Origin of the sequence: Paenibacillus sp. GCM10012306 (genome assembly GCF_042649265.1) — a bacterium.
Classification (GTDB): Bacteria; Bacillota; Bacilli; order Paenibacillales; family Paenibacillaceae; genus Paenibacillus_AQ.
Map to the genome: position 1 here is coordinate 27884 of NZ_JBHRYW010000005.1, position 26673 is coordinate 54556.

Below are 26673 nucleotides of genomic sequence, written 5' to 3' on the forward strand. Positions count from 1 at the left end.
CGAATACAGGCGATGCCGGACCAACAGGAACTGGAATCATCGATCCATATACGGCGGGTAGCGATATCCCAGGAGTGGATGCGCGAGTTAACCGTTACGTTGGTATCTATGAAGTAGACAGCGAAGGCAAAGTCGTGAAGTTTAGCCTGATCGTGTTGGAGTCCAAAGATATTAATAATGGAGCAACTGTGCCAGAATTAGATCCCAAGCCAGCGCCACGTCCTGGTACTGAAACAGGGACCACGGGCATTCCGAATGTAACGCCAGGAACCGGGAATCATCTAGTGGTAAAAGTGTCCTCGACTATGATTGAAACGCCGAATACAGGCGATGCCGGACCAACAGGAACTGGAATCATCGATCCATATACGGCGGGTAGCGATATCCCAGGAGTGGATGCGCGAGTTAACCGTTATGTTGGTATCTATGAAGTAGACGAAGCGGGCAAAGTGGTGAAGTTCAGCCTAGTTGTGATTACAGACAAAGATGTGAAGTCAGGGTCGGGAGATCTGAACAACGATAAGGATCACTTGAGCATCGTGTATCAAGATGGCGATCATGCAGAGCATGTGACCAAAACGCTGTACCTGCCTGCCAAAGGCGAGTCCGGTCATACAACGGTTACATGGACATCCAGTCATCCGGATTTGATCAGCCCGAACGGACGTGTTAACCGCTCTGGAGCTTACGATTCGGACGTATACGTTACCCTGACGGCAACGATTACGGATGACCTCACTGGAGCGCAAACCACGAAGACCTTTGTCGTTAAAGTCATTCAGATGTCGGATGAAGATGCAGTTCGTGCGGCAGCCAAAGATTTGAGTGCAGAGAAAGCATTTGCGTTCACAGAAGGAGATACATGGGAATCCGTTACCAGTCAGTTTACCCTGCTGGGCCAAGGACTTTACGGCACCAATATTACCTGGGCATCGTTAGACTCTGGTACGATCGACATCTCTCTTCAGAACGGTAAAGCTTATGGGGCGGTCAATCGTCCGCAGAGCAGCGATAAGAATGTGCTTTTAACGGCCGTAATTAGAAAAGGGAATGCTTCCATTACTAAGACGTTCCTTATGGTTGTGAAAAATAAAACGGTCGGTAAAGAAGCGGATCAGACGAGACAGCCGACTGGAAGACAGGCCGAAGCGAGCGTCAACCCAAGCGATACTTCCAGCCGTGACGAATTCATGATTCTAAGGACTACCCTGAATAATGGCTCCAAAATCGACACGGTTATTATCGACCCGTCGAAAGTAGAGACCCTAGCGGATGCTATCAATCCAAATGAAAAAGACGAGAGCAAACGTACAGTTGCTGTGCAATTGAAGCATGCTCCGGTAGATAAGGCCGATGAATTCGCCATCGAAATCCCTTCAGGCGCTGTAGCTGCTATGGCAGACAGAAATGCATTGCTGGAGATTAAGACGGATGAAGGCAGTATCAAGTTGAGCGCTGCGGCATTGAAGGATTCGGCAGATAAAGGAACAGACTTATACTTCAGACTCGTTCCGGTTAAAGATGCCCAGGAACAAAATGAAGCCAAGAATGTGGCAGCAAGCAACATTTTGGTGAAACAAAGCGCCGAAGGAAAGACGATTCAAGTTCTGAGTATTCCACGGAAGATCGAAACGAATTTCTCAGGCTTTGCCACCAAGGTTGTCATTCCGTTTTATGGAATCACTATACCAGAGCAGAATAAACAGGCATTCCTAGATTCTTTGAGAGTATTTGTCGAGCATACGGATGGAACTACAGAGCTTCTATCAGGTGTGGTCCAGTATGAGAATAATCAACCGGTTGGGCTAGAAATTCAAATTAATCGATTCAGTCGTTTCCAGTTCGTCAATTTCACTTCAAATGAGCCTTCGAACAGCAGTCCGAATGGTGGCTCAGGTGGTGGCGATACTATAAAATCAACTGACTTTGTACCTTCTCCGTCCCTTAAACCGGGCAACACAACGGGTACTACTAGTGTAGTCGCTGATAATATTGGCAAAGGAAATCATTTGGTTGTTAAAGTGTCCTCCAGCACGATTTCTGCCCCTAGAATCGGAGATGCGGCTCCTACAGGAGCAGGCGTGCTAGACCCTTACGTTGCAGGAAGTGATATTAAGGGAGCTGACGCAGATGTAAATAAATACATCGGTGTTTATGAGGTGGACAGCAATAACAGAATCGTGAAATTCATGCTGTTGATTGTTAAGAAGGGTGATATTAAAGCTGTAAATGGCCTGATCGATCTGTACATCAATAATGTCATCCAAAAGGATACAGCCAAACTTGAGGTCCGCGGGGCTGCCAATAAGGATGCTATTACAATCGTTGTAGATAATGAGGCTATCATTCAAAAGCTTCAAACGGAGAAAACAGAGAGTATTTTGACTGTGCCTCCAGTTACTGCAGTAAATAACGTTGAAGTTGAGATCAATGGCCAACTTCTAAAATTGATGGCTGAGAAGTCTAACGTACTCCGTTTTGAAACGGAAAATGCAACGTATATTTTTCCAGTGACTGCAATCGATCTCAAGGGGCTGCTGGATTCACTCAGCAATCCGTCAGATCTGAACAATGTGAAGTTCAAAATTTCCATTTCTACTACAGAAGCTGCGACTGCTGCAAAAATTAAAGAACAAGTTAAGAACGGCCAAGCTGATATGCTCATAACTCCTGTGGATTTTGAAGTTACTGGAAGCTACAACGGAAAAGTAGTGAACGTTGACGGATTTAACCGTTATGTAGCAAGACTTATCAAGCTTTCCAGCAGTATCAATCCAGAGAACGTAACTACAGGTGTATATATTCGTAAAGACGGACAAATAGCGCATATCCCAACCATCGTCGAGACGATTAACGGGGTACCTTATGCCAAAGTCCAAAGCCTGTACAATGGTATCTTTACACTTGTGAACCACCCGCTGAAATTCAAGGATGTGGAGAGTCATTGGTCCAAAGCAGAGGTGAATGATCTGGCTTCGAGGCTTGTGGTATTTGGTACGGACAAAGAACATTTCACACCGACTAGAGACATCACTCGTGCAGAATTTGCAGCTATTGTAGTAAGGGCCTTAGGCTTGAAGCATGGGGATTCCAAAGGTAATCCGTTCAGCGATGTGAAAGATACGGCTTGGTATGCTGAGTCGATCCAGACTGCGCTTGAATTTGGCATTATTGATGGATACAATGGCGGTAAATTTGGGCCGATGGATCCAATCACTCGTGAACAGGCTATGACTATGATTGCTAGAGCTATGAAAATTACCGGCTTGAAAGTGGAATTTAAAGAAGGTGAAGCAGATACGCTGCTTGCCGCATTTAAAGATTCATCCCAATCCTCCGCATGGGCGAAGGAGAGTATCGCCGCTTGTGTGAAAGCAGGCATCGTTACAGGTAAGAGCGATACTACCATTGCACCGAAGGATGCAATTACAAGAGCGGAAGTTGCCAAGATTATAGCGAAGCTACTGCAAAAATCTAACTTAATCTAGCATCCGGCAAAAAAATGAAGCTGCCCCCAAGGTCTCGTAACTAGACGACCGAGGGGGCAGTTTTCATAAAATCAGGGCAGCCATGCTGCCCTGATTTTATGTTAGTGCTAAGAAGATGAGGTAGCACGTTGATTCAGGCTTTTTAGTGGTTAGTAGCAACGTGTAAGTTACTGCAGTTCTGGTGAATGAAGATTCGGAACCGTTGGTAAGTCCATCCCTTCAGTAAATACACAGTTATTTTGGGTGTGTATCGCTGCTGTTCCAGATTCAATCGCTGTTTGGTAAAACCAAATTTTAAAATCGATTTTCTCCAGATAATTTTGCATTTCAGCTATTTTCTCAATAACCACCTTTTTGTGGTTTTCGAATACTTCCAGCCGCTCATTTAAGGTAGCGTCTCCTTCCATGGACCATTCAATATACTGCCTGATCTTTTTCACGGGCATCCCGCTTTTTTTCAGGCAGGTGATGACTCCTAGCCATTCAAAATCACTATCTTTAAAATCTCGATTCCCTACCTTATTCCGATCTACAAAAGGCAATAATCCCTGCTTGTCATAATAGCGTAATGTATGTGCAGATATTCCGCTCATCTCGGCAACTTCACTAACTGTATATCCCAATGAATAAACCACCTTTTTAAAAACGTAGTAAATGATTATACGGCTTAGACTATACTCTAAGTCAAAAAGCTATGCATAGCTTGAGGTTGAGATGTAAGCACTCCTGATTTTTTATGATGCATGAAGCTTGACTTAGACTTTACTCTCAAGTTTACAGTTTGATTGTAATCAAATTTTAGACTTAAGGGGAGAATAAAATGAGTAAAAATAGCGTCTGGATCATCACTGGATGTTCCACTGGATTCGGCAGAGAACTTGCCAAAGCAACGATTGAGGCCGGTTATAAGGTTGTTGTTACTGCGAGAAATCTCCATTCCATTGCTGATCTTGTCAGCGGGAATACAGATAACATTCTGGCCGTAGAACTTGATGTTACTAAGCCTGAACAAGTTGAAAATGCTGTAAGAGCTACGATGGAGAAATTTGGCCGGATTGATGTGCTGGTCAATAATGCTGGCGTCGGTTATTTTAGCTCTATTGAGGAAGCTGTCCAAGAAGAGACCCGGAAGATGTTCGAAATCAATTTCTGGGGTCTCATGAACATGACAAGTGCTGTATTGCCTTATATGAGAGACCAGCGTTCCGGACATATTATCAATATATCGTCCATTGGAGGTCTAGTATCATACCCTGGTGTGGGATACTACAACGCTACGAAGTACGCTGTTGAAGGCATATCAGAGAGCCTGTCCAAAGAAGTTGCTCCATTTAATATTCATGTAACGCTGATCGAACCAAGCAATTTCCGCACGGATTGGTCCGGGCGTTCAGCCGCGAGAACAGAATCATCGATTAAGGAGTATGAGGAGCTCATCTCTCCATTTGTAAATGGAGAATCCCAAGGCAAAGAACCTGGAGATCCAAAGAAAGCTGCAGAAGCCATTATCAGCATTGCGGAGTCTCAAGAGCCACCGCTTCGGTTGCTGCTTGGAGCAGATGCTTACCATTTCGCGGTGAACAAATATACAGAGACACTAAAAAATTTCGAAAAACAAAAGGAAGTCGCCTTGAATGCTGATTTCCAAGACGGAATGTAACTAGATATCGAACACCTCCGCCACCGCGCTGAAAGCGGGTGGCGGAGGTGTTTTTTTGATAGATATCCATTTGACTTAGAATAATAGGAGACCAACGTGGCCTCCTATCATCAAGTTTTCTGTATATTTTCATTTTATCCAGAAGTCGTTTAGGCCCTAGAGAAACTTCGCTTGTGCGTGAACCGTCGTATGATTTCCGGCAGGGCGATAGATATTAGTACGATCAGAACACCTACCCAGCGCAGCGGGCTAATCGGCTCATGCAGGATGAAAAAAGATGAAAGCACAGCGACTGGAAGTTCGGTAGCGCCCAGTATACTGGCCATCCCTTCTCCTACGTGGGGAACACCATAAGCGAACAAAAGTGGCGGAATAAATGAACCCAAAAATCCTAGGGCGACCCCATAGATCAATAGCTCTCCGAAAATCTTCCCGTTGAACAAAAATGCAGGAGGGTACAAGATGAAGATTAGCATCATGCCTCCAGCCAGCATCCATACTGCTCGAGTTGCTGCGGGTGCCTTAGGTACGGCAGATCCGCTTAGCAGGATAAACAACGAATACAGCAATGCAGCACTAAGACCATACAGGATGCCAAGCGGGCTCCAGCTTCTAAATCCATCATCCAAAAGACCGGCGGCGAGCATAGTTCCTATCAGCAAAATTACGATGACGATAACGGTCATCCGGTCCGGAAGACGTCTGTCTTTAATGGACTGGATAAGGGCGCCAATCCAAATAAATTGAAATAATAAAATAATGGCAACAGAAGCAGGTACATAGGTTAGAGATTTAAAGTAAACCAATCCAGCTCCAGCGAGTGGAAGACCAGCGCTGACAAGCGTCAGCTTTTGCTTCCAGCTTAATTTCGAGACGTCCGTTTGGCTAAATGCTGCTTTCTGCTTGTGGCGGCTCGTTCTTAAATTTTTCACCAAGTAAAAGACAAGGGATAGGATAAATCCCCAAAAAAACTGTGAGCCCACGACTTCTCCAAGATGGAAGCCTCTGCCGTAAGCCAATACTGCGATTGTAGAAAGTAATCCAAAACATGCTGAGCCCGTCATTACGGCTGCCATGTATTTCATATCGTATTCACCTTTTCTAAAGTAGATTTGCAGCGGGTGCAAGAAGAACTTTAAGCTTGAGAGTATAGTCTAAGTCAAGCATTGTATATCAAGGTTTTTTCTTTTGCTAAAAAAGATGAGGATAAAAAACGGTTATATTGTTTGTTACCTTGGGAGGTGTTCATGTATCATGGTTAGCGGGCTGGAAATATTCGAAAAGATTCCAATACATAGGAGCTAATCATGGACCAAGAGACTGCTTATTCAACAAGAAGAACATTTGCAAGATTGCTAAGATTCTCAAAATCAGAAACGCTGCGATACATTCTATTATTTATCATTATTCTTTGCGGAACCTTAGTAAATCTGGGCTATCTGGAGGCGATACGAAATATTGTGGCGGGAGCGACGTCGAAATCTCTCCATCTTGTGTATTATGGAACTGCACTTGCTGGAATAACGATCATTCTGCAGACCGTCATCAATATCACGCAGACTCAAGTCACAGTGAAAATCAAAAACGCTTCAATAACTAATATGCAAAAACATGTACTGGGCCAACTTCATCGGAAAAAGGTAGAGGATGTAGAAAACTATCATAGCAGCGACATTGCGGGGCGGTTGTTGAACGGTGTAACGGATGCGCAAACTGGGGTCAATGACAAACTGTTGGCGTTTATCACAAACTTGCTGCAGATTATGATGGCCATGGCGTATTTTAGCTGGCTCAGCTTGCCTTTGACGCTCGGACTGGTTGGTTTTACACTGGCCTATCCCGCAATTACTTATCCGATCTCTCGAGTTCTACGTGTACAGTATGACAAGCGTGGGAAAGAGGTGGCGGATCGAGATTCGATCCTTCAAGAAGCGATTCAAGGCGCTGAAGAGGTACGAACCTATAAGCTGCAGCAACACTTTCAAGGTGTTTTAAAAGGAAGACTTCTTCAAGTGCTGGCAAGATCGCTACGCATTTCTATTCTGGAAAGAAGCTTTGACGCTTTGAATAGGATGGCCACGTTTGGCGGAATGATTTTTACACTTGGATTCGGGGGCTATCAGGTCTTAAAGGGCGAATTGATGGTTGGCGCACTGGCTACCTTTATTGTAACAAGCGGACAATTAACGAACCCGCTTCTATCGATATCAAGATTATGGACAGACATGATTCAAGCGATATCCCAGGCGCAGAGAGTATTCAGTCTGTTAGATTTGCGAAATGAAGAGGATGATCTAAATAAGAATTCGAATCTAGTATTCCATCCCGGCCGGCATGATATTACACTTAAACAAGTGAATTATGCGTATAACAACGGTAGAAAATCTATCTATGATATAAGTTTTTCGATAAAAAGCGGACAGATGGCAGCGATTGTAGGACCCAGCGGTTCGGGTAAATCTACGATCCTGAAATTATTGCTAAGACTCTATACTCCTGAAAAAGGAGAAATTCTGTACAACGATGTCTCTATACATGAGATCCCGCTGGCGGAGTGGAGATCCCGTATTGGATATGTTTCACAACAGGCCATTGTATTCTCTGGTTCTATTAAGGAGAATATTTGCTTCGGATTAGAAAATGTGCCTATGGACGAAGTAGTGAAGGCTGCCAAATTAGCGCATATCCATCATTATATCAGTGCGCTTCCGCAGGGGTATGACACGGCCATTGGGGAACGTGGTGTTCAGTTGTCAGGCGGGGAAGTACAGCGTCTTTCTCTAGCCAGAGTTTATTTACGCAATCCCCAGATTCTTTTGCTTGATGAGCCTACTTCAGCGTTGGATGTTGAAAATGAAAGAAAGTTTCGACAATCATTGCAAGCTCTTGCTAAAGATCGGACGACGATCGTTATTGCCCACAAGCTGGACACGATTCAGCATGCCGATACGATTATTGTTGTGGAGGGTGGAAGAGTGACAGAGGTAGGGACACACGCAGATTTAGTAAGGAAGCAAGGGGAGTATTTCAGTTTTCTGCAAGAAGAGAATATGAAGAGGGAGAGTAACATCAGTTGAAGATGCAGATCAATACCAGGGCGGTCTTGTCCCTTCTTTTTCACTATGTAAAGCGCTACTGGATAATTCTTATCTTCCTCCCATTGTTGATCGGGGTAGATATTGCCTTTGAATTAGGAGTAGCTAAAATCCAGGGTCTGTTCATTGATACCGCAGACCAGGGTACGATAGAGAGATTGTTCTATGTTATTAAACTTGTGATTTGTTTGCTGTTTGCAGGGATTATCTTATTAGCGCTCCATCGGCATTTCATCGTTAAGCTACTCGGTTATGTACATAGAGATATAACGCTTAGATTGTTTGAAGTTATAAACCATATGCCTTATCAGAAATTGAAAAAATATCATTCCGGAGATCTGGTCACCCGGGTGAAGGACGATGTGGAGCATAGTTCACAAATTATTGATGCCTTCATTGAATTTGTAACCGTACTTATTCTAATTATTTTATCGTTTGTTTACCTCATCCGAATTGATGTTGTATTAGCCTTGATTGGAGCAATAAGTGCACCTCTTTTGTTCTGGATCGGCCGCATGTTTGACAAGAGAATTCGTACCGAGGCAGGCGATGTGCAAGAGAAGGAACGGGCGCTCAGAGAGACAACACAAGAATATATCCAGGGATATACCGTTGCTAAAGTTTTTAATGCGAGCGGAGTATACCTTAATCCATTTATGCAGCGAAGGAAAGATCTCAACGAGGCACAAACCAAACTTGCAATGACGAACACGATGAGTAGTACCTTTACGGAGAGTGGATTCCAACTCATTTACATTGTGGCATTAGTGTTTATCGCGATTGCCTCTTCGAGAAATGCCCTAACTCCTGGGACGATTATTACGTTTAGTGTGCTATTTGAGCTTGTAGTCTGGCCGGTCATTGGTATGTCAGATCAGTATAGCCGCGTGCAAGAGGGGATCGGAGCGTTTCAGCGAATATATGAATTTGTAGGAAAGACTAATAATACAGCAGCAATAAGACCTAAACGCAATGAGAAGAAAGAGTCGGAGGATTCTTGTACCAATGTAGTGTTGTCCCTTAGAGATGTATCTTTGCAGCCTGAATCTAGTGACAGGGCTATTCTGAATCAGATTAACTTTGATTTGAAAAAGGGAGAGACTGTAGTCGTCATTGGACCGAGTGGCTCGGGCAAATCTACCTTTGCAAAATTATGCTGTGGTCTATATGAACCCACGCTAGGAACGGTGTCGCTCCATGGTCAATCGGTTTATGTGAATCAATCGCCATATCTATTCTCTGGGACGGTAAAAGAAAATATCAAGTTAGCTAATGATCAAGCAGCTGATCATGATATACACTACGCAGCCCGACAAGCTGGGCTTGAAGAATTCATAGAACAATTACCTGATAAATATAATACGGTGATCAGTGAGCAAGGAAGTGATTTTTCGGGTGGACAAAGGCAGCGAGTTGCTTTAGCCAGAGCTTTTTTACATAAAGAGTGTGAATTGTTCATCATGGATGAGCCGACGTCTGCCTTGGATAACGCTACAGAGCAGCAAGTAGTGGCCTCTCTGAAATCTTACTTGAAAGATAGATCAGCTATTATCATCACTCATCGTCTAAGTCTAGTTTCGCTAGCTGATCGAATTATTGTCATGAATGAAGGCAGGATTGAAGAAGAAGGAACCCATGCCGAATTAATGCGTAATCAGGGACTATATAAGAAGTTTCAGAAACGAGAGGTTCTTAATGAATACAATCCTCATTATTGAAGACCAGGAAGATGTCAATCACATGCTGGCGGAGTCGCTTAGTGCTGCAGGATACCGCGTTCAGTCTGCTTATACAGGGGCGGATGGATTGCGGGAAATTCACAATGGTTCATATGATCTGGTGCTGCTCGATATTATGCTTCCCTACAAAAGCGGGGATGAAATTCTGAAAGAGATGCGCCAGTTCTCCGATGTCCCTGTCATTATCATTTCCGCGAAGGATCTCGTCGGTACAAAAATCGATCTCCTGAAGCTGGGTGCGGACGATTATATTACGAAACCATTTGACTTAGGGGAAGTGGTGGCACGGGTGGAGTCCAATTTGCGCCGTTCAAGGCGGGATCAACCGGGAAGCAGGATGCTGCGCCACAAGGATTTGCTATTGGATGAGAGTGCTAAACGCGTGACGGCGGGTGGTACAGAGATTGAGCTAACCGCCAAAGAGTATATGATTCTTGAGATGCTGCTCAAGCATGGGGGTAAAGTGTTCACCAAAGCGAATTTGTACGAATCGGTCTGGCAGGACGAATACCTCGGGGATGACAATGCGGTGAAGACGCATATCAGCAATCTGAGAAGTAAGCTGAAAAAAGTGAACCCGGAAGAGGAGTACATAGAAACGGTTTGGGGACTGGGCTATAGGCTGCATCACGGATAACTTATCGGTTTCTTTACTTCTTCAATGTCAGCCTTAACCTTTTCTAAACTTGTCATCGTTATACTGGGGGGCAGAAAGGGCAGGTGAGTAAAATGAACTCATACGTTGTACAGACCCATCATCTGAGTAAAAACTACGGTGATTATACGGCGCTACGCCAAGTTTCCATCCGCTTAAAAGGGGGACATATCTATGGCTTGATCGGCCAAAACGGCGCTGGCAAAACGACCCTGATGCGTCTGCTGGCCGGATTATCTTTTCCGACAGAAGGCAGTATTGAGCTATTTGGTCATAGCGGAGAGAACGCGCTTCAAGAGGAGCGGAAACGGCTGGGCTGCATGATTGAGCACCCGGGATTTGTACCGTATATGACTGCAAAACAGAACCTGAAGCTGCATCGGATGATGCGAGGTGTCCCTAACATGGAGATTGAGGATGAGCTGCTGGCGTTGGTTGGCCTGGCAGACACGGGGAGGAAGAAAGCAAGAGATTTCTCGCTTGGCATGAAGCAGCGGCTTGGCATTGCTATCGCTCTCTTGGGTAGCCCGGAATTACTCATTCTGGACGAACCGATCAACGGGCTGGACCCGCTCGGCGTTATCGAAATTCGTAATTTGCTAAGGCAGCTCTGTGAAGAGCGGCAGATGGCTATTCTTATCTCCAGTCATAACTTGCCTGAGCTGTATCAGACCGCGACCAACTATATCATTATTCACAAGGGAGAGATTAAGCAGACGCTCACTCAGGAGCAGCTTGATGAACGGTGCAGCCATCATATTCTAATTCGCTGTGATCAGCCAGAGAAGCTGGCAAGTGTATTAGAGACGGAGCTTGGCACCTTGAACTATAAGGTTATGCCGGATCGCACGGTCAAACTTTATGATTATTTAGATCAGTTGGAGTTGGTCGCCAAGGCCATTCATGACAATGGGATTATTGTCACCAAGTTTAATGTTGAAGGCGAAACGCTTGAGAACTACTTCATCTCTTGTTTAGGGGGTGAACGGGATGCTTAATCTGATCCGGGCTGATCTTTTCAAGTTGATGAAATCACAGGCGGTCAAAGTATTAATGGGTCTGACAACGGCAAGTGCGCTCATTTCAACGGTGATGGCCTATCTGATTCCGCTTGGTAAGATTGACACCCGTATGACAGGCATTGAATTCATGTTCTCCGACATGAACGTGATCTGTATTCTTGGAGCGGTGATCGCGGGTATGATCATATGCGGCGATTTTGAGAACAAAACGATTCATAACGCAATTTCTAGCGGCTCCCGCAGATACACTATCATCGTCAGCAAAGCTGCTGCGCTCGCTGTTGCTTTAATGATGCTCTTGTTGCCGTATGCAATTGTTACGGCGGTTGGGCTTGGTACAGGGTATACATTCGATGTCGGTTCAGTGGGAATAGGCTTCCTGCACTTACTGACGGCGGAAAGCGGCACCGTGTTCGGGATTCCAGAAATCGGGAAGATGGCGGGGATTATGCTGACTTTGATTATTGTCTATATAGCTCAGCTAAGCCTATGTGTACCGCTTGCTTTTTTTCTGAAAAAGCCTGTGTTCGTGGTTGCTATCTACTATGGTTTCTCGGTTCTGTGTGCACAACTAGTCGGTGGAAGTGAGAGCTCGTCGGTGCTGAGCCGTATCTTCTCGCTTACCCCTTACGGAAGCAAACATGCTCTTATGACGCTGGAGACAACCGCAAGCGATATGGCGCAAACGATCGGTATCAGCATAATTTTTATTGCAATCATGCTGACCGTCACCTTTACGGCATTTAGAAAATCTGAAATCAAGTAAGGAAAGGCTGTGAAGATGTTGGCGATTGCATTGGGGGTATTAATTGTACTGGTTCTGCTGCTGGGTGCGTATATTGTTTTTATTCACTGGCAGCTGCGCAGCATCAATCGCCAACTGGGTAAACGGCTGGCCGAGCATACACGGCAACCGGTAAGTCTGGACCTCTTGAGTAAGGAGCTTAATTCTCTGGCCATTCATATTAATCAATGCTTAAAGGCGGAGGAGAACCTCCGTCTTCAAGCCATTCGTGAGGAAAAGAACTTCAAGGAGCTTATAGCGAACATTTCCCATGATTTGCGAACACCACTAACCGCGGTTAAAGGCTATCAACAGCTGATGGCGAATGGTGATTTACCTTCTGACCAGCAGGAGAAGCTTCGTATTGCCCGGAAGCATACTGAGGTATTGGGTCGGCTGATCGAGCTTTTTTTCGAATATACATATTTGTTGAACGCAGAACCGGAATGTCGAAGGGAAAAGGTGAACGTGGGGAACCTGATCGCAGAGGGTGTAGCGGCAGCGGTGCCCTTGCTGGAGGAGAGGGGGCTGTCCGTTCAAATTGAGGAGACTCCGCCAAGATTTGCCTTTGCTGACAGGGAGATGCTCGCCAGAATCGTGAATAATTTGATCCGCAACGGCTGTGAATATGCATCTGGCCAGATGCATATTCGCTTGAAACATCAGGAAGACAAGATCATTCTCTCATTCGGTAATCCCGTGGACAATGGCGCTGTTCTTGATGTTACGCGGTTGTTCGACCGGTTCTATACGGGTGATCACGCCAGAAGTAGGGGAACAGGGTTAGGTCTTGCTATCGTGAAACTTTTGGTGGAGCGGATGAACGGAAGCGTGTCGGCATCTCTTGAGAAAAGCTACCTTGAGATTGTTGTCGAACTTCCGGCTTATCATGGAAGTGGGAGTGTAGACTGATGAGGATTTGCAGCTAAAATAAATGCTTCAAAATTTCCTGCAAAAAAGTGTTGACAGGTGAGCTTATTTTTTATATGATATTAAAGTCGACTGAAGGAAATGATCTTCCTGAAAAAAGACAAGTCCTTCGGGGCTACGGATTGCTGGAGCACAGCAGGTAGTATTAATACAGCCGGCAAAAAGATATAACGTGGGGCCTTAGCTCAGCTGGGAGAGCGCATCGCTGGCAGCGATGAGGTCAGGGGTTCGATCCCCCTAGGCTCCACCAAGAACATCATATGGACTCTTAGCTCAGTTGGTAGAGCAGTTGACTCTTAATCAATTGGTCCAGGGTTCGAGTCCCTGAGAGTCCATCACAGAAGAAACGGCAGAGATGCCGTTTTTTTCGTACATTCATACAAGTACAATAGATCTTACTTTAAGAAGGTACCCTGCGGTACCTTTTTTATATTTAGTTTCAGAATGAATAGAGGATTCCGCGCTGGTGTACATAATATGATTTAATATGATCAAGCAAACTAAAAGATGAGGAGGGAGACGAGGTTGACACTGACCCAATTGAAGTATGTGATAGAAGTGGCGAACAAGGGTTCAATTACCGATGCAGCTAAAAGTTTGTTTATTTCGCAGCCTAGTCTTTCCGCAGCCATAAAGGAATTGGAGGAAGAACTAAGAATAAATATTTTTGTAAGAACGAATAGAGGGATCATTGTTACCAATGCGGGCGCAGAGTTTTTAGGACATGCACGGCAAATCATTCAACAAACAGAACTGGTAGAAGAAAAGTATCTGGTCTCTACTCCCTCTAAACAGCGGTTCTCAGTTTCTACGCAGCACTACACGTTTACAGTTAATGCATTCGTAGATCTGATTAAGGAATATGGTGCTGATGAATATGATTTTACTTTACGTGAAACGAAAACCTTTGAAATCATTGAAGATGTAAAAAATCTGAAAAGCGAATTGGGTGTTATCTATTTAAGCACATTTAATGAGTCCATTATTCGCAAGTTTTTAAAAAAAGTAATCTTGTTTTTTCGGAGCTTTTTTCCGTACGCCCTCATATCTTTATTAGCAAGCAAAATCCCTTGGCTCTCAAAAGCTCCGTATCTCTAAATGATTTGGAGGAATTCCCTTGCCTGAGCTTTGAACAAGGTGACCAAAACTCCTTCTATTTTTCTGAAGAAATATTGAGCACTCTTGAGCATAAAAAAAGTATAAAAGTAACTGATCGCGCTGCGGTGAACAATCTGCTCATTGGGGTTAATGCGTATATCATAGCTACAGGGGTATTCCCTTCTCTTCTACATGGAGATGATATTACAGCTGTACCGCTAGAAGTGGATGAAATCATTCAAGTAGGGACTATTACTCATAAAGATTATATCCCCTCCAGATTAGGAGAAATCTATTTATCTGCGTTACGCCGCATTGCCAACAATTTAAACCATTTTTGAAATGCCTTCATTAAATGTTGATATAGCCTAAAACTATGTCTAACCATAGTTATTTCGTGTTTTTATATAGCTGAATGTCAGGCTATGATGGAGATTATAAAGGGCGTCTCAAACAGGAAAGGGGAACCTCCTATGACCATAGTAGAATCAGTAAAATATGAAAATACCACTGGTGAGGGCAAAGAGGCTTATGAGAAACATGAGAAGAACAATAGCCTGACAAACATGAAGAAAATTTTGCTCCAAGACTACGCTACTTATGATGCGTATATGGGTTGGTATACGTCATGGACCAGACTTGGTGAAATTGTAGGAAAAAAAGCTGCAACAATCTACGCTCATTCCATCTCCACTACCAACAATTGCATGCTGTGTTCTTTATTTTTTGTCCGTGATCTGAGGACACTGGGCATCGATCCGGCTAACCTTGTGCTTGACGAGAAGGAGCAGCTTTTGTCTGAGCTAGGGCAACAGATTGTTAAAGATCCAACCAATGTATCCGAACAATTATTTGCCGAGTTAAAGGAGCATTATACAGATAACGAAATTGTAGCTATTGTCGGATTTGCCGGGCAAATGATTGCTACCAACAATTTTAATTCTATTTTGAAAATTGATATCGATCAAAGCCTGCTTCCCCTTCAAGGCGACTTTAAACCAGCAACATGGAGAACTCAAACTAGCGAATAAGACGGGTGATATTATGAAGAGTTTTACTTATTATAATCCCGCTAAAATTTTTTTCGGTCAAGGATCGGAACATCATCTTGAAGAGCTATTGCGGCAGCAAGGTACAACATCACTATTACTGGTCTACAGCGGGGATTTCGTTAAAACGCTTGGCATATTTGACACTGTAAAAAATATTTGTGCAAATTTAGGGATTACATTCTATGAAAATGGTCAAGTTGTACCCAATCCCAAAATTGAACTGGTTTATTCTCTCATTGAACAGGGTAAACAAAATAAAGTAGATTTTGTGCTAGCTGCAGGCGGAGGAAGTGCCATTGACACGGCAAAAGCTGTAGCGATAGGAGTCCCTTACGAAAATGATGTATGGGATTTTTTCTCCAAAGCAACTGAACTAACGGAAGCTCTGCCCATTGGCGTCATTACGACGCTACCAGCAAGTGGTTCTGAAACCTCAAATTGTACCATTATATCAAATGGATTATACAAATTAGGCTTCGAGCACGATTTAATTATTCCGCAATTTGCAATTATGAATCCGGAATTTACGCTAGCTCTACCTGCTTATCAAACTTCTTGCGGAATTGCAGATATATTATCGCATCTTTTGGAACGGTATTTTTCTGATGTCGAGCATACAGATGTTACTGATTTTATGCTTGAAGGGGCTATGAAAGCACTACTTATCAACGGCGAACGATTAATAGACAATCCCTCTGATTATAATGCCAGAGCAGAAATCCAGTGGCTAGCTTCCATTGCGCATAACAATTTACTGGATACCGGAAGAATATCGGATTGGGGTTCGCATAGAATCGAGCATGAGCTTAGCGCTCAGTATGATGTTACTCACGGGGAAGGCATGGCTGTTGTTTTGGTTGCATGGACAAAGTTCGCGGCTAACCAGAAGCCCAAAAAATTGGCACAGCTAGCCAATCGGTTATATGGTATGGACTATCATAGTTATTCTGAAAAGCAGATGGCGCTAAAGCTTTCTGAAGAATTTAGATGTTTTTTCAAAATGCTGAATTTGAAGACGACCCTTGCTGAGTTTGGGATTGGAACCGATCATTTTGAAGAGATGGCGAATCGTGCCACGAAAAATGACACACAGACAGTGGGCCATTACATTGAGCTTGATCGGGCAAAAATCTTAGAAATTCTCAGCATGGCTATGGCCTGAATCCGTGAAAGGTTAGTCGAAAAAGGAGGCTTACGTATTTCTGTAGCATTCTATGTTTGTATTCTGAAAAAGCGTACAGGGAGGGGTTCGAGTCCCTGAGAGTCCATCACAGAAGAAACGGCAGAGATGCCGTTTTTTTGCTGTTTTAAAGGGGAACTACTTGGCTGAGTTTACACAGAAGATATTCACTTCTACTTATGATGTTTCATAATCATGCTCATGTGAAGTATCCTGATGTGTCCTGGGAGAGAGGGTATGAATATACACTTATAGAGAGTTATTAACTCAACTTTCGCAGCTCAAATCTCTAAATAAACCCTTGATATAGCTGGGTAAACTTAGAGATCCATTCCTGTAGTTGACAAAAAATATCTGCTTTGTTCTTCTTCGTTTTAGTCTCTGACAAATGCCTCATACACGCAGGGATAAGCGCCATGAACCTACGGAAATATATATTCTACTCGGGCGTGGGAGCCGTATGCTTATTAAAGAACTGGGTTGACACAATTGGACTACAGCTGTAGTATTGAATTGCAACTACAGCTGTAGTCTAAAATAATTATAATATGTAAGGAGTATTCCAAATGAAAGTAGCATCAAAAGTAGCAATCGCAACCCTGAGTAGTATTGTATTATTGAGTTCTTCTATGAACCTCACGGTGGAGGGGGCCTCCTCCAAGTCGACCCAAAAAACAGCTGCCCAAAAAATAACAGAAAAAGCTCCAACAGCAGAGGAAAAAAAGTTCATTGAACAAGAAATCAAAAGAGTGAAAGAACTGGTGATGAAGACAGGTGATACATATGTCCTGTATCATAAGTACAAAGCGCTGAATAGCGGACTCGAAATTAGCTATTGGGGGCTGACGCAGGAATATACCACATATGAAGACTATGTGAAAAAAGCGAAGACCTTGAAGGGTTCTATCTTGCAGGAGCCTTCCAATTTACCCAAGGGCTATACGTTCTCCAAAGCGAGAGTTGGAGGGCCAATTGGAGGAAAGTTCGTTGATGATTTGAGAGCAGAAGGTAAGAAGAGCGGAAAGCCTATTTACATGAAAAAGATGAATTGGAATGAGGCGGAAGATATCCGTCTGGAGTACACGAACGGGGATGACACGTTGGCCTTTAATAAATATACCGTAGACGCAAGGGATAGTAAAAATAAAGGTTATTTTGATGATAAGTTACCGGCGAAAGTTTTTCCGAAATATGTTTATTGGCAAGATGGGGGTAAGTTCGGTTACTATATTTCAACGTCATCGGATATAAAAAGAGAACAGAAAATCGAAATTCTGAAAGCTGCGGTTAAAAAATAATATTTTTAACGAGCACAGTAGATTCGTTGCGGCTTATATTCATTAAGACTTAGCAATATGATTATGGGGGTTATATGCATGAACCAAATACCATCCATTACGGATGCAGAACTCGAAATTATGCGTGTCTTGTGGGCAAATCCGGATTGCCCTTCGAGCGAGATTGTACAACAAATGACGGATCGTATGGGATGGAGTCCGAATACATCCAGGACGCTCCTGAGTCGATTAGTGCATAAGGAAGCCGCGGGAGCGAAGCTGGCGAAGGATTCAAAGCGCACGCAATTATTCTATCCGCTCATCAGTGAACAAGAGTACCTACAGTTCGAGACAACATCCTTTATGAGAAAGCTGTATGGCGGGGCATTGAAGCCGATGCTGGCTAATTTTTTACAAGACAAAAAGCTAAATGCGCAGGAAATCGAAGATTTGAAGGCATTATTTGACATGAACTGCAGCAACGATGAAGAAAAGAGAGAGTCGTGATGGGCCTTTCATTGCAAACAAGTTTAAATTCGGTTTTTAGTTGGGTCATTCGTGGGTCGATTATGGCCGGCATCCTTATCGTATTGGTTCTGGTCCTGCAATTCTTATTGAGAAATAAGCTTGAAGTCAGGTGGAAGTATCTATTATGGATACCTGTCGCATTACGCGTGCTACTCCCTTGGGCTCCGGAATCTTCGCTTAGCCTGTACAATTTCATATCTCTGGAGTCCATTATGCCCGGTACTGAGCGGCAAATAGCAAATCCGTCAACTTGGCATGAATGGTGGAGAGGACTCGGGAGTTATCGTGATGGCCATTCAGAGCGAACGTTGACACTGGAGGAAAGCACGGTGAGAGTTAGAGTGGAAGGGGAGAGTGATCCGCTTGAACCGGGAGCTGTGCAGAGCAAATGGTGGAATGAGATGAAGTCCATAAGCCTTACTAATGGGCTAACTCTCGTATGGCTTGCAGGTGTGCTACTTCTTGCTGCGAAAACGGTGTACGACCAGCGTCGATTGAGACAAGCCCTTCGTCGCAGTCGATCTATTGAAACACCTTTATTATCGGCTGTGTTTCACGAGACGAAGCAGCTCATGGGTGTGAATCGTAACGTGCAGTTTGTAGCTTCGGAGCGCATTCCCGGACCTGCCGTGGTTGGATTTCGTAAGCCTGTGGTCGTCATTTCGCCAAGGTTGCTTATAACACTTAAAAAAGATCAGCTTCAGTATATTCTGGGACATGAGTTCGCCCATATCCGCCGTTGGGATGTCGCCGTGAATTGGATCATGCACATCATCTTGATCTTCCATTGGTTTAATCCGCTCGTATGGTTAGCTGTACATAGAGTAAGACAGGATCAAGAGATGGCTTGCGACGCCTATGCGCTGAATCGGATGAGACCACAGTATAACAGTGCTTATGGGCAGACGATTATCCATGTGTTGGAACATATCGCTGGTCAACATCAACAGCCGGGGATTGCTAGAATGTCCGGTACGCACAAACAAATTAAAAGGAGGCTTATCATGATCAAACAATTCAATAAAAAATCTTATCGTCTATCTATTTTAGGGATGACAATTATTCTCGCGCTTGGCTGCGTGACGCTGGTCAATGCGAAGGGGAATGATGCCGGGAGCACGCCGCAAGCACTTACCGCACAAACGGAAGACGTCGATATCAAGTATCCGGAAGAATCCATGGGTTCGAAGGTAGACCGTGAGCTGCATAAAAAAGAAATGGATAAAGCGATGAAAAAAGCAGCTGAAGCAGCCAAGGCTTTGACTACAGAGGAAAAAACGTATATCGAAAATGAGATTAGTCGCGTAAAAGAATTGGTTAAAGAGACTGGTGACACGTATGTCATCTATCATAAATATAAGGATCTTAACAGCGGATTGGATCTTAGCTTCTGGGGATCTTTCCATGAGTTTACTTCCTATGAGGATTACATGACAAAAGCTTCGGCCTTGGAGGGCTCCTACATGCAGCAGCCTGCTAACCTGCCAACGGGCTATACGTTTACCAAAGCGATCATTGGAGGTCCGACGGAAGGGAAGTTCATTGACGACTTAAGAGTCGAAGCCAAAAAAAGTGGAAAACCGGTATACGTGAAAAAGATGGATTGGAAAGAGGCTGCAACAATCCGACTGAAATATACGAACGGAGAAGACACGTTGACGTTATCGAAATATACGGTGGATGCTGATGGTAGCAAGAACAAAGGATTCTTTAACGATGACCTTCCTGCACACATTTTTCCTAAATACGTGTTCTGGCACGATGGTGGCAAATTCGGATACAGTATTTCGACTTCTTCGAATATATCCATGAAACAGAAGATCGAAATTCTGAAAGCAGCGGTAAAACCTGCGGAGCCCTTCATTAAGCTCTAGCCATCATGAAATTTACTTGACCTTCGTTCAACGATCATAAGCAGAGCTGCCCAGTCGGGCGGCTTTTTTCATATCAATGATTTTCAGGTACGATCCTTAATCAATTGGCCAGGGTTCGAATCCCTGAGAGTCCATCACAGAAGAAACGGCAGAGCGGCTAGGTCAATCCACGACAGCATTTGTACCGACGGTGTCTATTTATTGGATTGCCGCAGATTCTTCGAGTGTCCTGGCGCTAAAATCTTGATGAATGGGAGGCTCTGATCGACTGCGGATTAACCCGAGCTGAGGCTTGGCGGGCTGCTGCATCGGCTGCTGCTGATATTTTGGGATACGGAGACAGTCTGGGTCGTATTGCTGAAGGCTTCACTGCGGACGACTAAAAGGCCGAGCTAATTGACTATTAGAAGTCATTGGCTCGGCCTTTGTCACCTTTTTATATCTCTTTATGTCTACTTTTCTATTCTAAAAATAATTCTAAAACTGACCGAGATCGATAAAACTCAAATCCATGTTAGCTTCATCTTCAGCCTGATTTGCAGCCTCTGTTGATACTGCTTTTCCTTCGTATTCAAGGTTACCGTTTGTCAAATTGAATACATATAGACGATTACCTTTGAAATTCTTATAACCCACAATATAGAGATAGTCTTGCTTAAAACCATAGGTAATGTTTTCACTTAAATCTATATTTGTATTCTTCAGAACTGTCTCATATTCTTTACTCACGAGATCGTAAGAAATAACAGTGAATCCTATATTATCATTACTCGTTCCAGCTTTTTGCAGGAAATAAATTTTATGTCCATAGGCATTCATAATATTATTCAATAACATTTCATGCCCTTGGAATGCGAGAGGTGATATTTGTCCTGTTCTAACATCCACTTGATATGCCTTTATATGATTATCTTTACTAACACTTAAAATCCATTGATCCGTGTGATCCAGGTTTTGATTGACTAACCTTACGAATTGATGATCCCCATTTGCAGCTACAGATTTAGCTCCTGGTAATACGAGCGGCTCATTCGTAATCTCCTTTGTTGTTAGATTCACGCGGATAATCTGCGGTTCAGATACATAACCTTTGGCACTGTGATTCAAAAACACCATTGCAACAAGCTGTTGATCAACAAGCTGTACATTTTGTACAAAGATATTTGAAACATCATGATCTACATTAAGATCGGATCTGATTTCCTGCGTATCGTCCTTCTGCTTGTTAAGCACAGAGATACTGATCTCAGCCTTCCTCTTCGCTGATGGATCATTTGATTGCTGCTGATCCACGGTCCCATTCACATAAGCAAGTATATCCTGATTTTCATAGAATCCAGCTAAGTTCTTCTTCCCACGCATGAACTGACGATGCTGATCTATCCATTCATCCAATTGCGTTTTCACTGGTCTTTGGTTTAAGCTTTGGCTTATCGTTGACTTTTCATCTGGATAATCTGTACCATTTGTAGTGATATAAGCTCGTTTAATGCCAAATACACTATCCTTAGTCAAGTAATTTCCGTATAAAGCTATGCCTTCAACGAAGGAAGCATCCCCTTGAACCATCGTCAGCTTATAATTAGGTAGTGTCTCTTGTGAAGCCTGAACATAATACGTCCCGATTGTAATCACCGCGAACACTACAAGAACGGCGTTAACTATATATTTTTTCATCCCTTAACCTCCGTAACCCTTCAATTATACCGATATTTTCTTACGCAATAGATACAAGCTGTACCAAAGCGAACCTCCAGCAATGATTACTATTAATCCGAAACAAGCGCCTATGATTTCTCCTGGATAGAAGTAGCTATCGTATCTGCTATAACCCATATGATAGGGGATTGAGGCTAATCCAGCTAGAACCGCTAAGTATAGTACGATAAAGCCGATCCCTTTCAGTCTGTAGCTCCGCTCCATTAGAATTGCTGTGAACAAGACGATCAAGCCCGTAATGCCCAGTCCATAGTATAGTACAAACTCAGAAAAGTAGGGTGGAACCAGAACTTTAAGCACAGTAGGATACTTCAAATAATCAAATACCGAGATGTTCCGATATAATTCAGCTGGAAGAATCGACTGTGCTATCAAACGCTCCAGTGGAACAAGGACAATTTGCAGGGCGACAAGACCAAATACGAATAGCAAGATCGTAACCAGCTTGGCAAAATACAAATTCGCCCGATTGGATGGCAACGTGAGTAGGCGAGATACTATCGTATTTTTACCTTTCCAGTCACGGTACCAGATGAAGCAGCTGTATATTAGCAACACTGTTATGCTCAAAAATATAGGTCCGAAATATAGAAGTACATTATATTGACTGGACACTGTACTGTTTAGCTGAATATATCCAGTTACATTGTGATATTGCTCCAGAGTCCATTGATTCATTCTCATTGCCTCATTCGCAGAATCTAGCCAATGATTAGCACCGATGGTGACTGCTGCAAGTTGTAAGGCGACTGTCAGCACCATGAGTCCAAAATATATTTTGGAAAATCGGTTCATTTCAAAATTTAATAGCTTCACAAAAGCTCTCATTTCATGTACACCTCTCTCATTACGTCCGTAATGGACTTACCTTCCTGCTCGCGAACTTCTTCGCAGTAGAATTCGCGTTCTACCTTACCGTGCTGTAGCAAGACCGCTTTATCAATTAAATGCTCAATATCGTTAATTTCATGAGTTGTAATAATCACACCACGATCCTCGATCAATTCACTTGTGAACACATCGATAATTTGCTCGCGGCTGAACATATCAATCCCGGAGAATGGTTCATCCATCAGGATGTAATCACAATCCAAGGCAAGTCCGAGCAACAAATTTAACTTCGCAGCCGTCCCCTTCGACAATGAGGATACCCCATCCGAAGAGCTCAATTGGAAGAGCTTAAGTAATTCCTTGGCACGTTCAGCGTTCCAATTCCGATAAAAGTCAGCCATAAAGCTCAAGCAATCAGCAATTCTCATATTGGAGGGCATCGTTAACGAATCTGGAATGAAAGTGATTGTCTCATACATCACAGGTGTTAGTGATACATTATCGATTAAGACTTCACCCTTGTATGGTGTCAGTCCCATGATGGATTTCAGCACCGTTGACTTCCCGGCACCATTGATTCCGATTAGGCAGGTAATTTCACCCTTGGCAGCAGTGAAGCTAACGCCATTTAGTACCTTCTTGAATCCATAATTCTTCACCATCTGATTCACTTGGATCATCTTGTGTCACCATCCTCTGGAGATAACTTTCGCTCGGATGTATATTTTGTCTTGATGATATCTACTAGTTCTTCAACTGGAATTTGAATATTCTGAATGGAACTGATGAAAATATCCACTGCACTTTCGATTAATTCAGCACGGATCGAGCTTAGTACCTGCTGATCCTGTGTAATTCGACTCGGGGAATTTCCTTCTGTTACGATCAAACCCTGTTCCTCCATTTCCTTATATGCCTTCTGCGCCGTGTTCGCATTAATCTTCATTAATGATGCCAGTTCACGCCGTGAAGGAATCTTGTCTCCTGCTCCGATTTGCCCTGTAGCAATCTGTTCCTTGAAGTAACGGACAACTTGAATATATACGGGTTCTCGAATATTAAAACTGACACCTGATTTTTGTTCTTCTGTCATATAACCAACTCCATACGGTAAGTGTGTGTACTAAATGGTTCATACACTTTATGCATGTACTATACGTGTAATACACTTTTGTGTCAATAGTTTGATTTTGAACACAGGCTTCTGATGTAGTCAAAGCCGCAATGGATAGTATGATTAATGCAAAATAGATCACCGAATCCTTTTTCAAACTACATTGCAAGGAGTTGTCGAGATGAATTATCGCATTGAGAAACGGCCACATCCCTGCGATTGATTTGGCATTGTCAGCGGATTGATATGAGAAGTTCCTTGGATATACTGTCACCCATACAGGTGATATCTGGACGCTTGAACGCCCAGCTTATTTGAAAATTATATTATGTGAAATCGGATGTACTACGCACCCAATTCAGTTCAATCCAAGTAACAACACGACGGCAGTAATGATGATTAGCTCACCTGATATCAATGAATACCATGAATTCCTCAAGCAAAAAGGTATAGAGGTGACAGACCTTTTAGATCGTGGAGGTTGTGGGGAAAGCTTTCAAATGAAAGTTCCTGCAGGTAATCGAATCATGGTTGTGAAATAGCTATCGTTGGTAGAGCTGTTGACTCTTAAACAATTGGTTCAGGGCTCGATTTCCTGAGAGTCCATCACATTTATAAAAGAAGCTCAAGCATAGTTCATGCTTGAGCTTCTTTTGCATCAAAGGGAAGGGATTATAAAGGGCAGTAATTAGGGACGATTATTGATACCGTTCTTTTGTTGCCGGATGACTCCAGATATGAGAAAGCTAGTTTTTGCGTCGCCGGATGACAAGGCTGATCAAGATAATGGCTGCTATGAAGACGGCAACGCTAGTCAGAATGACAGCTGTGAGAGGTGCTCCTGAAGTTCCGGCTGATGCTGTGTTTCCATTGGCTACTTCACTAGTGTCAGGCGAGACTTCGCCGGTCCCGAAGGATTTAGCCGAATCAGAGGATGCGGTTGTGATTGTACTTCCTGTGGTGTGCAGGAGCGACGGTGTCAGTTCAGGCGTTTTACGATGTGGAGCCGCCTGTTCCAGATTATAGGCATATCCCAGCAGTTTGGCATCGCCAAACCTGGAGCCGAGCATGCTGAGTCCGACAGGGAAATTGTCTGCGAATCCCGAGGGTACAGTTACTACCGGGCGTCCAGTAAAATTGGCCCATCCGCAATGGGTACCGTATTGCTCGGAATCGAGCAGGTCAGCAGGATTCTTATGGACTTGGGCGGGTGGAGCTGCAACGGTCGGGTATGTCAGTGCATCAAGTTTATAGGAGGTGAACAGCTCATCCACGCCTTGGGCGAAGGTGTGACGTGCATTGACGGCTGCTTTGAATCCAGCCTCGTCCCGCTGCTTATTATCGTCACCCATTACCCACTCTTTTGCTGTCTGCTCCATGTTTGGACTGCCTGCAACAATGTCGCCAAAATTAATCTTATCTTTTGGTTCGGTTCGTTCAGCCAGACCTTTCGGCCATGTGGCTTCTGTCCGTGCGAAATAGTCTTCATGCCCTGTTGTTGCCCAGAAGGCAGCATTCTGTGGAGCGTACTTATTCCACCAGCCCCGGTTAAGCGGGATTTTGACAACTGTGGCGCCTTGAGCTTCCAGGACTGATATTTCTTTCTCTGTCGTCGCGAGGATATTATCAGATTCAGGGCTTGGTGAAAAATCATAGCCTCCAAATGGTGCGATTACGTAACCGATACGAGCACCCTTTAGGGTGGAATCTTTCAGTGAGGTCAGATATGAAGCGGGTTTGTGGCTGTCTGCTTCTGAGGTCCAAGGATCTTGAGGGTCTGTGCCTGCAAGCACGTCAAGCATCATTGCTGCATCTTCAACGGACAGTGCCAGTGGACCGATAGCATCGCCCAACGGATTGTAATCAACTCCGGCCATGGAGCCAAGCCCTACTGTGGGCCGAAATCCAACGAGATTGGTGAAGGAGGCCACATCTGTAATTGAGCCGCAGGACTCGGTGCCAAGGCCAATTGCAGCAAGGCTTGCGGCGACAGCTGCGCCTGTTCCGCCGCTGGAACCGTTGATATTTTTCGTAGGATCATAAGGATTATATGTTCTGCCTTTGACGGAGCTTACCGTATCCCAAAACATAGCGAATTCCGCCATATTTGTTTTACCTAACACGATGGCCCCGGCATCTTTCAGTCTTTGGACAGCAGTAGCGTCATGCTTAGGTTGGTAGGTGGCAAGCGCCTGATTACCGTGACTGGTCGGCATATCGGCCGTATTGATATTGTCTTTGACCAATACCGGGATGCCGTGCAGTGGGCCGCGGATGTGGCCGTTTGCCCGTTCCTTGTCAAGCTCGGCGGCTTCTTCTAACGCATGCTGGTTAAGGGTAACAATTGCACCTAGACCAGGTTTATCCCCGATCTTTTTGTCGTAGGCCTTAATCCGATCCAGGTATTCCTGGACAGCCTCTACACTTGTGATTTTTCCAGTCTTCAGGGCCTCGGCCAGTTTTACTACACCTAGTTCGGTTACATCCGTCTCGGATTGAGCATAAGCTAGCAGCGGGTAGAGATTCAAACATAATATGATGCCGAGCATTACGCCTGACAGAAGGTGCATAAGAGTCTTCATGTAGCGCGGTGTGCGTCTGTGCCGGGTAATTCTGGATGTCTTCAT

At 44.0% G+C, this 26673-nt stretch carries 20 protein-coding genes, 2 tRNA genes and 1 pseudogene; 16 read left to right on the forward strand and 7 right to left on the reverse strand.

What is annotated here, in order from left to right; all coding sequences use genetic code 11:
• Positions 1 to 3488: immunoglobulin-like domain-containing protein (locus ACFORK_RS12875; RefSeq protein WP_379199417.1), on the forward strand; the 3488-nt coding region annotated here is incomplete at its 5' end.
• Positions 3489 to 3655: 167 nt separating this feature from the next.
• Here ACFORK_RS12875 and ACFORK_RS12880 read toward each other — a convergent pair.
• Positions 3656 to 4111 (reverse strand): MerR family transcriptional regulator, encoded by a 456-nt coding sequence (locus ACFORK_RS12880; RefSeq protein ID WP_379199419.1) that lies wholly within the window; start codon positions 4109 to 4111, stop codon positions 3656 to 3658.
• Between the two features lie 197 nt (positions 4112 to 4308).
• Between ACFORK_RS12880 and ACFORK_RS12885 the strand changes: the two genes are divergently transcribed.
• Positions 4309 to 5148, forward strand: a complete 840-nt coding sequence (locus ACFORK_RS12885; protein WP_379199421.1) for an oxidoreductase — start codon at positions 4309 to 4311, stop codon at positions 5146 to 5148.
• Positions 5149 to 5297: 149 nt separating this feature from the next.
• On the opposite strand, the gene ACFORK_RS12890 is transcribed toward ACFORK_RS12885, so the two are convergent.
• Complete coding sequence (locus ACFORK_RS12890) at positions 5298 to 6233, reverse strand: EamA family transporter (RefSeq protein ID WP_379199423.1); 936 nt, start codon at positions 6231 to 6233, stop codon at positions 5298 to 5300.
• A 222-nt stretch (positions 6234 to 6455) separates the two neighbouring features.
• Between ACFORK_RS12890 and ACFORK_RS12895 the strand changes: the two genes are divergently transcribed.
• From ACFORK_RS12895 to ACFORK_RS12960, 14 genes and pseudogenes are all read left to right on the forward strand, one after another.
• Complete coding sequence (locus ACFORK_RS12895) at positions 6456 to 8225, forward strand: ABC transporter ATP-binding protein (RefSeq protein ID WP_379199425.1); 1770 nt, start codon at positions 6456 to 6458, stop codon at positions 8223 to 8225.
• A 2-nt stretch (positions 8226 to 8227) separates the two neighbouring features.
• Entirely contained in the window at positions 8228 to 9961 is a 1734-nt protein-coding gene (locus tag ACFORK_RS12900; protein ID WP_379199427.1) for an ABC transporter ATP-binding protein, read from the forward strand.
• The gene (locus tag ACFORK_RS12905; protein ID WP_379199429.1) at positions 9939 to 10619 is read left to right on the forward strand and encodes a response regulator transcription factor; all 681 of its coding nucleotides are present in this window, start codon (positions 9939 to 9941) and stop codon (positions 10617 to 10619) included. The genes ACFORK_RS12900 and ACFORK_RS12905 overlap by 23 nt, the downstream gene beginning before the upstream one ends.
• Positions 10620 to 10711: 92 nt before the next feature.
• Positions 10712 to 11635, forward strand: a complete 924-nt coding sequence (locus ACFORK_RS12910; protein WP_379199979.1) for an ABC transporter ATP-binding protein — start codon at positions 10712 to 10714, stop codon at positions 11633 to 11635.
• The gene (locus ACFORK_RS12915) at positions 11628 to 12425 is read left to right on the forward strand and encodes an ABC transporter permease (RefSeq protein WP_379199431.1); all 798 of its coding nucleotides are present in this window, start codon (positions 11628 to 11630) and stop codon (positions 12423 to 12425) included. The genes ACFORK_RS12910 and ACFORK_RS12915 overlap by 8 nt, the downstream gene beginning before the upstream one ends.
• Before the next feature lie 15 nt (positions 12426 to 12440).
• The gene (locus tag ACFORK_RS12920) at positions 12441 to 13355 is read left to right on the forward strand and encodes a sensor histidine kinase (protein WP_379199433.1); all 915 of its coding nucleotides are present in this window, start codon (positions 12441 to 12443) and stop codon (positions 13353 to 13355) included.
• 192 nt (positions 13356 to 13547) lie between these two features.
• Positions 13548 to 13623 (forward strand) — tRNA-Ala (locus tag ACFORK_RS12925).
• A 12-nt stretch (positions 13624 to 13635) separates the two neighbouring features.
• Positions 13636 to 13708, forward strand: a tRNA-Lys gene (locus ACFORK_RS12930).
• 190 nt (positions 13709 to 13898) lie between these two features.
• A pseudogene (locus tag ACFORK_RS12935) lies at positions 13899 to 14812 on the forward strand (LysR family transcriptional regulator).
• A 132-nt stretch (positions 14813 to 14944) separates the two neighbouring features.
• Positions 14945 to 15502, forward strand: coding sequence for a carboxymuconolactone decarboxylase family protein (locus ACFORK_RS12940; RefSeq protein WP_379199435.1), 558 nt, complete (start codon positions 14945 to 14947; stop codon positions 15500 to 15502).
• A 13-nt stretch (positions 15503 to 15515) separates the two neighbouring features.
• A complete protein-coding gene (locus ACFORK_RS12945; RefSeq protein WP_379199437.1) occupies positions 15516 to 16685 on the forward strand; it encodes an iron-containing alcohol dehydrogenase in 1170 nt (389 codons plus the stop codon).
• A gap of 584 nt (positions 16686 to 17269) precedes the next feature.
• Entirely contained in the window at positions 17270 to 18001 is a 732-nt protein-coding gene (locus ACFORK_RS12950) for a hypothetical protein (protein WP_379199439.1), read from the forward strand.
• 78 nt (positions 18002 to 18079) lie between these two features.
• On the forward strand, positions 18080 to 18487 hold the full coding sequence (locus tag ACFORK_RS12955) for a BlaI/MecI/CopY family transcriptional regulator (protein ID WP_379199441.1): 408 nt from the start codon (positions 18080 to 18082) through the stop codon (positions 18485 to 18487).
• Entirely contained in the window at positions 18487 to 20382 is a 1896-nt protein-coding gene (locus tag ACFORK_RS12960) for a M56 family metallopeptidase (RefSeq protein ID WP_379199443.1), read from the forward strand. The genes ACFORK_RS12955 and ACFORK_RS12960 overlap by 1 nt, the downstream gene beginning before the upstream one ends.
• A 477-nt stretch (positions 20383 to 20859) precedes the next feature.
• On the opposite strand, the gene ACFORK_RS12965 is transcribed toward ACFORK_RS12960, so the two are convergent.
• The 5 genes from ACFORK_RS12965 to ACFORK_RS12985 all read right to left on the reverse strand — a co-directional run bounded on the left by ACFORK_RS12965 (position 20860) and on the right by ACFORK_RS12985 (position 26673).
• Positions 20860 to 22059 carry a hypothetical protein gene (locus ACFORK_RS12965; protein WP_379199445.1) on the reverse strand — a complete coding sequence of 400 codons (1200 nt, stop codon included), beginning with the start codon at positions 22057 to 22059 and terminating at the stop codon, positions 20860 to 20862.
• 24 nt (positions 22060 to 22083) lie between these two features.
• Complete coding sequence (locus tag ACFORK_RS12970; RefSeq protein ID WP_379199447.1) at positions 22084 to 22929, reverse strand: hypothetical protein; 846 nt, start codon at positions 22927 to 22929, stop codon at positions 22084 to 22086.
• A complete protein-coding gene (locus tag ACFORK_RS12975; protein ID WP_379199450.1) occupies positions 22926 to 23612 on the reverse strand; it encodes an ATP-binding cassette domain-containing protein in 687 nt (228 codons plus the stop codon). Before ACFORK_RS12975 ends, ACFORK_RS12970 begins: the two co-directional genes overlap by 4 nt.
• The gene (locus ACFORK_RS12980; RefSeq protein WP_379199452.1) at positions 23609 to 24025 is read right to left on the reverse strand and encodes a GntR family transcriptional regulator; all 417 of its coding nucleotides are present in this window, start codon (positions 24023 to 24025) and stop codon (positions 23609 to 23611) included. The genes ACFORK_RS12975 and ACFORK_RS12980 overlap by 4 nt, the downstream gene beginning before the upstream one ends.
• Before the next feature lie 767 nt (positions 24026 to 24792).
• Positions 24793 to 26673 carry an amidase gene (locus tag ACFORK_RS12985; protein ID WP_379199454.1) on the reverse strand — a complete coding sequence of 627 codons (1881 nt, stop codon included), beginning with the start codon at positions 26671 to 26673 and terminating at the stop codon, positions 24793 to 24795.